This is a genomic window from Rhodococcus sp. NPDC057529, assembly GCF_042802055.1.
In the GTDB taxonomy this organism is placed as follows: Bacteria; Actinomycetota; Actinomycetes; order Mycobacteriales; family Mycobacteriaceae; genus Rhodococcus_F.
In genome coordinates this window covers 380,643-391,170 of the sequence record NZ_JBHVEY010000008.1, presented here as the reverse complement: position 1 = coordinate 391,170, position 10,528 = coordinate 380,643, and the positions used below count along the sequence as shown (strand labels likewise).

Annotated in this window: 8 protein-coding genes; 5 read left to right on the top strand and 3 right to left on the bottom strand. The window is 68.3% G+C overall.

Annotated features, from left to right (window positions below; genetic code table 11):
* Positions 1 to 4,350, top strand: a 4,350-nt coding sequence (locus tag ACFU5V_RS18695) for an amino acid adenylation domain-containing protein (protein WP_378701127.1), incomplete at its 5' end; no start/stop codon positions are given.
* Here ACFU5V_RS18695 and ACFU5V_RS18690 read toward each other — a convergent pair.
* Positions 4,306 to 5,265 carry an alpha/beta hydrolase gene (locus ACFU5V_RS18690; protein WP_378701125.1) on the bottom strand — a complete coding sequence of 320 codons (960 nt, stop codon included), beginning with the start codon at positions 5,263 to 5,265 and terminating at the stop codon, positions 4,306 to 4,308. The genes ACFU5V_RS18695 and ACFU5V_RS18690 overlap by 45 nt on opposite strands.
* Before the next feature lie 92 nt (positions 5,266 to 5,357).
* Here ACFU5V_RS18690 and ACFU5V_RS18685 point away from each other — a divergent pair, with 92 nt between their 5' ends.
* Positions 5,358 to 5,699, top strand: coding sequence for a YidH family protein (locus ACFU5V_RS18685; RefSeq protein ID WP_378701123.1), 342 nt, complete (start codon positions 5,358 to 5,360; stop codon positions 5,697 to 5,699).
* A gap of 55 nt (positions 5,700 to 5,754) precedes the next feature.
* Positions 5,755 to 6,762, top strand: a complete 1,008-nt coding sequence (fgd, locus tag ACFU5V_RS18680; protein ID WP_378701121.1) for a glucose-6-phosphate dehydrogenase (coenzyme-F420) — start codon at positions 5,755 to 5,757, stop codon at positions 6,760 to 6,762.
* 71 nt (positions 6,763 to 6,833) lie between these two features.
* On the opposite strand, the gene ACFU5V_RS18675 is transcribed toward fgd, so the two are convergent.
* Positions 6,834 to 7,748 (bottom strand): diiron oxygenase, encoded by a 915-nt coding sequence (locus ACFU5V_RS18675; RefSeq protein WP_378442319.1) that lies wholly within the window; start codon positions 7,746 to 7,748, stop codon positions 6,834 to 6,836.
* A gap of 255 nt (positions 7,749 to 8,003) precedes the next feature.
* On the opposite strand from ACFU5V_RS18675, the gene ACFU5V_RS18670 reads away from it, so the two are divergent.
* Positions 8,004 to 8,270, top strand: a complete 267-nt coding sequence (locus ACFU5V_RS18670; protein ID WP_378701119.1) for a hypothetical protein — start codon at positions 8,004 to 8,006, stop codon at positions 8,268 to 8,270.
* A 1-nt stretch (position 8,271) separates the two neighbouring features.
* Here the strand turns inward: ACFU5V_RS18670 and ACFU5V_RS18665 are convergent, their stop codons facing one another.
* On the bottom strand, positions 8,272 to 8,895 hold the full coding sequence (locus tag ACFU5V_RS18665) for a CatB-related O-acetyltransferase (protein WP_378442323.1): 624 nt from the start codon (positions 8,893 to 8,895) through the stop codon (positions 8,272 to 8,274).
* 187 nt (positions 8,896 to 9,082) lie between these two features.
* Here ACFU5V_RS18665 and ACFU5V_RS18660 point away from each other — a divergent pair, with 187 nt between their 5' ends.
* On the top strand, positions 9,083 to 10,405 hold the full coding sequence (locus ACFU5V_RS18660; protein WP_378701117.1) for an HNH endonuclease: 1,323 nt from the start codon (positions 9,083 to 9,085) through the stop codon (positions 10,403 to 10,405).
* The last annotated feature ends 123 nt before the right edge of the window (positions 10,406 to 10,528 follow it).

Below are 10,528 nucleotides of genomic sequence, written 5' to 3'. Positions count from 1 at the left end.
TTGCCGGGGTTCATGGTGCCGTCGGTGGTGGTGGTGTTGGGGGAGTTGCCGGTGACGGTGTCGGGGAAGGTGGACCGCGCCGCACTACCCGAACCCGAGGCTCCGGTGCGGATATTCCGGGCGCCGGCCACGCCGTTCGAGGCCGTCGTCGCCGACGTGTTCGGTGAGGTCCTCGGCGTCGACCGCGTCGGGGCCGAAGACCACTTCTTCCGTCTCGGGGGAGATTCGCTGTCCGCCACCCGTGTGGTCGCCCGCGTCGACGCGGCTCTCGGCGTCGACGTCGGCGTGCACGCCCTGTTCGAGTCGCCGACCGTGGCGGAGTTCGCGGAACGCGCGGCGAAGGCCGGTGCGCCGGCACACCGGCCGGAACTGCGGGCGGCGCCGCGACCCGCGCGAATTCCGCTGTCCCTGGCCCAGACCCGCATGTGGTTCCTCAACCAGTTCGACACCTCCTCGCCCGCCTACAACATCGCCATGGCGTTCCGTCTCACCGGCGCACTCGACCTCGACGCCCTGCAGGCCGCGGTGTCCGACGTGGTGCGACGCCACGAGACGCTCCGCACCAGGTTCCCGATGGCCGGCGAAGAACCGGTGCAGGTGATCCTGCCCGCCGCCGATGCGGTTCCGGACCTGCCCGTCACCGCGGTGTCCGGCGAGGCGGAGTTGCGGGACCTGCTGTCGGCGGCGGTCGCGCAGGGATTCGACGTCACGGAACAGATTCCGTTGCGGGCGGCCGTGTTCGAGACCACCGGCACCGACCGGACTCTGCTCGTCGTGGTCCATCACATCGTCGCGGACGGAGTGTCGATGGTTCCGCTCGCGCGCGACGTGACGACTGCCTACACCGCCCGGGCGGCCGGGTACGCCCCCGACTGGGCACCGATCACCGTCCAGTACGCCGATTTCACGCTCTGGCAGCGCCGCCTCCTCGGCTCGGACGACGATCCGCAGTCGCTGGTGTCGCAGCAACTGGACTACTGGCGCAGCACACTGGCCGGGCTCCCCGCCGCGCTGGACCTGCCCGCCGACCGCCCACGGTCGCTGCACCGCACACCGGACGGGAGCCGGGTCGGGTTCGAGATCGACGCCGACCTGCATCGCCGGCTGCTGGCGACGGCGTCCACACACCAGTCGACGGTGTTCATGGTCGCGCACGCCGCTCTGGCCGCGTTCCTCGCGAGAATGTCCGGCACCGGGGACATCGCCGTCGGCACCCCCGTCGCCGGACGCGGCGAGGCCGCACTCGACGACGTCGTCGGAATGTTCGTCAACACCGTCGTCCTGCGGACCGTCGTGTCCGACGCGGACCGGTTCTCCGACCTGCTCGACCAGGTCCGCGACGTCGACCTCGCCGCGTATGCGCACGCGGAGGTCCCGTTCGAGAAGGTCGTGGAAGCACTCGATCCGCCCCGCTCCACGGCGCATTCACCGCTGTTTCAGGTGCTGCTCGAATTCCAGAACGTCCAGCGCCCCGACCTCTCACTGCCGGGCGTCGAGGTGCGCGGCATCGACCTCGGTGCCACGATCGCCCGGTTCGACCTGCAGCTGACACTGGCCGAGGAGTACACGGACGACGGAACACCGGCCGGCATCACCGCCGGTTTCGCCTACGCCACCGACCTTTTCGACGCCGAGACCGTCGCGGGCCTGGCCGACCGGTTCGTCCGGATGCTCGATGCGGCCGCATCCGATTCGTCGATCCGGGTCGGCGACCTCGAGATCCTCGACGCCCTCGAACGGGACGAACTCGTACCGATGCGCGGCTTCCCCGCGGTCGCGGAACGCCTGCTGCCCGACGTCCTCACCGCGGGTGCCGCGCTCGCACCGGGTACGACCGCGGTGTCGTGCGGCGGCGTCACGCTGTCGTACCGGGAACTCGACGAGCAGTCGAACCGGCTGGCCAGGGCGCTGATCGACCGCGGCGCCGGTCCGGACGCCTTCGTCGCGATCGGGGTGCCCCGGTCGATCGACTGGGTGTTGTCGGTGTGGGCGGTCGCGAAATCGGGGGCGGCCTACGTGCCGGTCGACCCCGCGCTGCCACCCGCGCGCACCGGCGGCATGCTCGAGGATTCGGGTGCGAGGCTCGGGCTGACGGTGACCGCGCACCGCGACCGGTTGCCCGGGGTGGTGCCGTGGCTGCTGCTCGACGATCCCGGCGTCGTGAACGGATATTCCCGCGACCCCGTGACCGACGCCGATCGTCTGCGTCCGCTGAGAGTCGAGCACGCCGCGTTCCTGCTCTACACGTCGGGATCGACGGGAACGCCGAAGGGTGTCGTGCTCACCCACGGCGGACTCGCGAATCTCGCTGTCGAGGAACGGGAACGCTTCGCGTCGATGCACGGGGCGCGGGTGTCGCACCTGGCGTCGCCGAGCTTCGACGCGTCCCTGTTCGAACTGCTGATGGCATTCGCCGTCGGCGCGACACTGGTGGTCGTGCCCCCGACGGTGCTCGGGGGACGGGAACTGGCCGAACTCCTCGCGCGCGAGCACGTCTCGCACGCGTTCTTCACCCCCACCATCCTCGACACCCTCCGACCCGAGGACCTGCCGTCCCTGCGGATTCTCGCCGTCGCGGGCGAACGGTTCCCGCCCGAGATCGCCGACCGCTGGTCTCCGGGACGGTTCGTCTTCAACGGATACGGACCCACCGAGGCGACGGTGCAGACCACGATCAGCGAGGTCCTGTCGCCCGACGAATCGGTGAACGTCGGCGGTCCGGGGCGGGGTGTCGACGTCATTGTGGTCAACACCTGGTTGCAGCCCGTCCCGGTGGGGGTGATCGGCGAACTGTACGTCGCGGGACCGGGACTGGCACGCGGCTACCACCGGCGTCCGGCGCTCACGGGTGCGTCCTTCGTCGCGAACCCGTTCGGCGAACCGGGCTCCCGCATGTACCGTACCGGCGACCTCGTGCGGTGGACCGAGATCGGGCGGCTGGAGTATGTGGGACGAAACGACTTCCAGGTGAAGATCCGGGGACAGCGGGTGGAGCTCGGCGAGATCGAATCGGTGCTGGCCCGCTGCGACGGCGTCGGCCGGGCGGCGGTCGCGGTACACAACGGCACCGGCGACCGGCTGGTGGGATACGTGACGGCGGAGGACGGTGCGAGCATCGACACCGCCGAGGTCCTCCGGTACGCCGGGTCGCACCTCGCGCCGTACATGGTGCCCGCCCAACTGGTGGTGCTCGACCGGCTGCCCGTCGGCCGCACCGGCAAACTGGACCGCCGGGCGCTCCCCGCCCCCGTGCTCGCGCCCCGGGAGTTCCGGGCACCGGCCACCCCGGTGGAGGAGGCCGTCGCAGAGGTCTTCGCCGAGGTGCTCGGCATCGACCGTGTCGGGGCCGACGACGACTTCTTCGAACTCGGCGGCAACTCGCTCGTGGCGACCCGGGTGGCGTCCGGGCTCCGGGACCGGCTCGGCACCGACGTCGTCCTGCAGTGGATCTTCCGCAACCCGACCCCGGAGGGCCTCGCCCGGAGGATCGTCGACCCGTCGGTGCTCGGAAGCATGCCGGCGGACGACGTGCTGAACGTCGTCGTCCCGCTCCGGGCGTCCGGTGCGCAACCCGCCCTGTTCTGCGTGCACCCGGCCGGCGGACTCGCGCTGGGCTACGCCGGACTGATCGGGCACCTCTCGCCCGACCGTCCGGTGTACGGTCTGCAGCTGCCGATCCTCAGCGGCGGAACGACGTTCGAGTCGATGGAACAACTCGCTCACCGGTACGTGGTCGAGATGCGTGCGGTCCAGCCCCGGGGGCCGTACCACCTGCTCGGCTGGTCACTCGGCGGTGTCATCGCCCAGGCGATCGCCGTGGAACTCCGTGAGTCGGGCGCCGAGGTCGGCACCCTGGCGATGATGGACAGCTACGTCGCGGAGGGCGAAAACTTCGGTGACCTCGAAGTGAACGCCGAGGAGTGGTTGCACGGGCTGGGCGTCGAATTCGAGGGCAGCGACGACGCGGGCACGTCGTACCGCGAGCAACTGCTCGACATGCTCGGGCGCTCGTTCGGCCGGGACCCCGCGTTCGCGTCGACCCTCCTCGGCCGCATCAGCACCGGGCTGGAGAACTCGAAGCACATCTCCACCGGACACCGCCCGCGCGTGTTCGACGGCGACCTGCTGTTCTTCAGCGCCGCACAGTCCGCCGACGGGGAAGAAGGCGAACGGCCGTCACCGGGCGTCTGGCAGCCCGCGATCACCGGTGTGATCGTCGAGAACAAGGTGGAGTGCGACCATCTGCGGATGACCACACCGGAGGCCTTCGCGGTCATCGGGCCGATCCTGGAGAAGTCCCTCGGGTCACGCCCCGATCGCGCTGCCGATGACGGGCCAGGACTCCCGTAGCTCCGTCTCGAACAGCCCCCAGGAATGGGTGCCCTCCGAGAGGTACGCGAACGTCGCCGGAATCCCCAGCGCCTGCAACCGCGACTGGAACGCGGACGCACACACGTTGGTCACCATCTCGACCACACTGCCCCCGATCGTCTGGGGCACCACCAGCACCGGGTCGTGGTTGTCGATGCCGCCGGGAAGCCCGTTGCCGCTCGAGACGAACAACTCTGTGCCGCGCAGACGTTCGGCGTTCACCATCGGATCGTGCACCCGCCACCGCGGGTCCACGGCCGGGCCCCACATGTTGGTCGCGTTGCCGCCGCCCCGCAATTCCACCATCGACCGCACCATCGCCTGGCCGAGCAGCCCGCTCGTCGCGGCGCAACCGCTGTACGAGCCGACGGCCCGGTAGAATCCCGGGGCCTGGATCGCGAGGTCGAGCACCGCGCCGCCCGCCATCGACACCCCGCCGATGGCGTTCGCCCCGGTGGTCGCGAACCGGCCGTCGATGGCGGCGGGAAGTTCGCTCGTCAGGTACGTCTGCCATTTGTTCCTGCCGAGGACCGGGTCGTCGGCATCCCAGTCGGTGTACATGCTGTACTGCCCGCCTATCGGCATTACCACGTTGACGTGCTTGTCGGTGAAGAAGTCCCGCACACCGGTGTTGTTGAACCAGGAGATCCCGTCCGAGCCGCCGCCGATGCCGGTGAGGAGGTAGAAGGTGGGCGCCGGACCTCCCGACGCCGGAGAGATCACGTCGTTGGCCACCCACCGGCCCATCGACTCCGAATAGACGTCCACCCTGGTGATGCGCGGCTCCGCCGAAGCAGGCGACGGTCCGAGCGCCGCCCACGCGGAGAAGACCAGCAGCATCACCGCCGGCACACGCAGAGAGATCGCGGATCGCAGAGCTTCGAACGGTCGCATGGACGCCCCCTGGCTGTGGCCTGCCCCTCCAATCTAGGACTGCGGGGTACCTGCTTGGTGCGGTTCCCGTGAACCGGTGTAAAGATGATTCGGTGACCGACAACAACCGGCCCGACGAACGTTTCACGCTCGCGAGCGAGCGGACGTTCCTCGCCTGGATGCGGAGTTCACTCGCACTCCTGGCCGGTGGCATCGCGATGATCCACCTGGTCCCCGAATTCAGCACCGGATGGGTGCGGACGACCCTCGGACTGATCCTGATCGGTCTCGCCGCCGCGGCGGCCCTCGTCGGCATGCGGCGGTGGTCGCAGGTCGAGAAGGCGCTGCGCGACGGCGCACCGATGCCGCCGCCCCACGAGTTGTGGTTGTTCGCGGTGGCCCTGACGGTGGTGGCACTGGGAGCGGCGGTCGCCAGCCTGGTGGCCGCGCTCTAACCTGCAGAAGAGGTTTGCATCTCGCGAACCGGACGTGAAGACGAAGGAGTACACGGTGGCCCACGAACTCAAGCTCGGTTACAAGGCGTCCGCGGAACAGTTCGGTCCGCGGGAGTTGGTGGAGCTGGGTGTGCTGGCGGAGCGGCACGGCATGGATTCGGCGACGGTGTCGGATCATTTCCAGCCGTGGCGCCACGAGGGTGGTCATGCGCCGTTCTCACTGGCGTGGATGACGGCGGTGGGGGAGCGGACGGAGCGGTTGCAGTTGGGGACGTCGGTGATGACGCCGACGTTCCGGTACAACCCGGCGGTGGTGGCGCAGGCGTTCGCGACGATGGGCTGTCTGTACCCGGGGCGGATCATGCTCGGTGTCGGTACCGGCGAGGCGCTCAATGAGATCGCGACCGGTTTCGCCGGCGAATGGCCGGAATTCAAGGAGCGGTTCGCGCGGCTGCGGGAGGCGGTCCGGTTGATGCGGGAACTCTGGCTCGGTGACCGGGTCGATTTCGAGGGCGACTACTTCACCACCAAGGGGGCGTCGATCTACGACGTGCCCGAGGGCGGGATCCCGGTGTACATCGCCGCGGGCGGCCCGGTGGTGGCCCGGTACGCCGGTCGCAGTGGTGACGGGTTCATCTGCACGTCCGGTAAGGGCATGGAGTTGTACACGGAGAAGTTGATGCCTGCGGTCGCGGAGGGGGCGGCCAAGGCCGAGCGTGATGTGGCGGAGATCGACAAGATGATCGAGATCAAGATTTCGTACGACACGGATCCGGAGTTGGCGCTCGAGAACACGAGGTTCTGGGCGCCGTTGTCGTTGACGCCGGAGCAGAAGCATTCGATCGACGATCCGATCGAGATGGAGAAGGCTGCGGATGCGTTGCCGATCGAGCAGGTCGCGAAGCGGTGGATCGTGGCGTCGGATCCGGACGAGGCGGTGTCGCAGATCCGCCCGTACCTCGACGCCGGGTTGAATCACCTCGTGTTCCACGCGCCCGGGCACGATCAGAAGCGGTTCCTGGAACTCTTCGAGCGCGACCTCGCGCCCCGGCTGCGGGCGTAGGCGGCTCCGCCGCCCGTGCGTGGTTGAGGAGTGCAGGGACTCGTCAACCACGCACGAGCGCGGAGCGCCTGTCAGAGCATGTGCACGCGCTTGTAGAGCCGCCGGGACGGACCGCCGAGCAGGTCGGCCTCGTCCAGGAACCGCATGAGCGGCTGCGAACTCTCCCGGATCTTCTCGGCCCGGAACCGGTTGTTCTTCGCCTCGCGCACCGCGCGCTCGGTGTCGAGGCCGGCGGCCGCGTAGACGGCCGGGTTGATCATGCTGGAGACGATCAGGTTCGACGCGATCGCGATGCAGGCGCGGCTCGCGGCGCGGTGCGCCCTGCTCATTCCCTCGGCCCGGCGCAGGGTCTCCTCCCGGGCGAACCGCATGTGCCGGGCCTCCTCGACGACGTGAATCTTGCTGGTGACGCGGACGATCGGCTGGACGCGGGTGTCCTTCATCCAGTCCCGCTGCATCACGTCGAGGATCTCCTCGGCGACGAGAATGCCGGCGTACGCGACCTCCCCGGACGCGAGCGCCTTGAATCCGCGCCCCAGCGTGACCACCGACTTGCGCGGAACGTAGGAGGGGCACCCGAACTTCTCGGCGGTGCGCGCGAACATCACGGAGTGCCTGCATTCGTCGGCCACCTCCGTCAGCGCGAACTGGAAGTGCGCCTGTGACGCGTCCTTGGCATACATGTCCCGGATGACCATCTGCTGGAGAATCATCTCGAACCAGATGCCGGTGCCCATGATCGACGACACCTCGTGCTTCGTCAGCGTGATCTGCTGCTCGAACGTCATCTCGTCCCACATCGGCGTGCCGTACAGCGAGGACCACTCGGGAGTGAGGCCGTACAGGTCGTCGGGAACAGGAGCGTCCCAGTCCACCTCGACGGTCGGGTCGTACGACATGCGCGCAGAGGAGTGGAGAAGCCGGGCGCCTGTGTCCTGACGATCCGTGATCTTGGGATTGCCGAGAGCGAGCGTCGAGCGTGCCATGAACATCCTCCATGTCAGTGTGACCAGCGGTTACACCTAATCGTGGACTGAAATACTCTTGACGTCAATAGGCCTAATGTACAAACTCTAGACAACGTCGGCATGGTTTGGCGGGCGTCAAGCCCTCGGTGATGATCCCCACAACTCCGACTCGGGGCTTGCTCAAAATTTGCCGATCGTCTGTAGTGAGTTCTCGGCAGCGGGCCCGGATGATCCCTTGCCCTGGCATCACCCGGCAGAAAGCGGAATGAACCAATGTCTGATCAGAAGAGTGCCGCACAGCCCCACAGCGCCGATGTCGTCGTCGGTGCTCGCGTTCGAGTCCGCCGCGACGCCGACGATCCCGCGCCGGGCGTCGTGATCGAGGATTTCGCGGACCTGTCCCAGTCCGAGGGGCTCCTCGGGCGTGATTGGGCGCCCGTGCACCGCTGGGCCGTCGCCCTCGACGACGGACGTCTCGTCTTCGTCGACGACGGCGAACTCGACCTCGACGCCGAGTCGCCCAAGGCTGCGTGCGGCTGAGTCAGTCGAGTCCGTCGGCGATCTCCTGAAGTTGCTCGACAGTGCCTGCGGCGATCGTTCGCACCTGTTCGGTGATGACGGAGATCGGCCAGTCCCACCACGCGATCCGCACCAGCGCGGCGATGTCGGATTCCGAATAGCGGTCCTTGATGTGGACGGCCGGGTTTCCGCCCACGACGGCGTAGTCCGGCACCGATCGTGTCACCACCGAACCGGTCGACACGATCGCGCCGTGCCCGATGCGCACGCCGGGCATGATCGTCGCGTTGCCCCCGATCCATACGTCATTGCCGACGACGGTGTCGCCGCGCGACGGTAGATCCGCGAGCAGATCGGCATGCTCGGCCCACGCGCCTCCCATGATCGGAAAGGGGAAGGTCGAGACGCCGCTCATCCGATGGTTCGCGCCGTTCATGACGAACGTCGTCCCCGTCGCGAACGCGCAGAACTTTCCGATGATCAACCGATCCGGACCGTAGTGGTGCAGGACATTTCGCGTCTCGAACTCGTCCGCGAACTCGGGATCGTCGTAATAGCTGTACTCCCCGACCTCGATCAGCGGGTTGTCGATCAGAGGTTTGAGCAGGACTACCCGGGGCTGACCCGAAACGGGGTGCAGCGTCATCGGATCCGGTGCGGCACTCGTGGGCAACTACTTCTCCATTCCTCGGCGCAGGCGTGCGCGACCTCCTGTATAGCGCCGTGTGGCGCTGCGCTGCACGCGGTTTACGGCGGATTCGGCTATTGCCATGAGTCGCGGGTGGTTGCTAGAGTCGAACAAAGTTTCGAATAACCTCGGGGGAGGGCTGGTCGTGGGGGATGTGGTGGCACCGGATCTGGAGGAGTTGCGGGCGTTCACGGCGCGGTTGCGGTGTGTCGGGCCGTGTGGTGATGCGGGGGTGGGGATCGAGTGGCTCGATGCAGTCGAATCCCTGAAGTCGGTGGGGTGTGCGGTGCAGGCGGTGGTGACCGACGATGTCGCCACCTGTGTGCGGGAGGATCGCAGGGCCCGTCGGTTGCCGCGGGCGGAGTGGGGTCGCGGTATCGGGTCGCAGATTGCGTTGGCGCGCAGGGAGTCCCCGAATCGTGGTGGCCGACATTTGGGGTTCGCGCAGGCGCTGGTGCACGAGATGCCGCACACGTTGGCGTTGTTGCGGTCGGGGCGGTTGAACGAGTGGCGGGCGACCCTGCTGGTGCGGGAGACGGCGTGTCTGTCGGCGTCCGATCGCGCGGTGGTGGATCGCCGGTTGTGTTCGGACCCGGCCGTTCTGGACGGGGTCGGGGATCGCGGCCTGGTCGCGAAGGCGAAGGCTTTGGCGGTGGAACTCGACGCGGCCGCGGTCGTCCGGCGGCATCGCAAGGCGGTGTCGGAGCGGCGGGTCACGACGCGGCCGGCGCCGGATTCGATGGCGTATCTGAGTGTGCTGCTGCCGGTGGAGCAGGCGGTGTGTTTGCAGGCGACCCTGGGTCGGGATGCGGACAGTCTCATCGCGACCGGGGAGAGTGGTGGCCGGACCCGGAGTCAGCTGATGGCGGACTTGTTGTTCGACCGCGGCACCGGGGCCTCGGTCGCCGATGGGGTGCCGGTGGCGGTGAATCTGGTGATCTCCGACGAGACCCTGTTGGCGGGTGAGGGTGAGGCGGCGCAGCTTCAGGGGTTCGGGCCGGTGCCGGCGGGGATCGCCCGGACACTGGTCGCGAATGCCCTTGATGGTGATACCGCGGTGACCTTACGAAACGTGTACTCGTGCCCGGTGTCGGGGTCGTTGACGGCGATGCAGTCGCAGTCGCGGACGTTCCCGAAAAGCTTGCGAAAGCTGATCGATCTGCGGGACCGGACGTGCCGCACGCCGTGGTGTGATGCGCCGATCCGGCATCATGATCACATTCTCTCGCGCCGCAGCGAGGGGGCCACCACCGCGCAGAACGGGGCGGGGTTGTGTGCGGCGTGCAATTACGCGAAGGAGGGCGACGGCTGGTCCGCCCGCCCGGTGCGTCGGCCCGATCGCCGTCACGTTCTCGATCTCCGCACCCCGACCGGGCACCATTATCGGTCCGTTGCCCCACGATTGCCGTCCGCGGCGCGTCGGTCGGAGATCGAGGCGATCCTCATCGCGCATCTGCGAGCGTCATGAGTGCGAACCGGGGCGCGGCCACACGGAACGTTTCACGCGGCGGTGAGGGCGAAGGGTGATTCGGCCATACGCCATCTGACCGCCGGGCAGGAGCGGTGTCACTCACCCGGCGGCGGTGTCCGG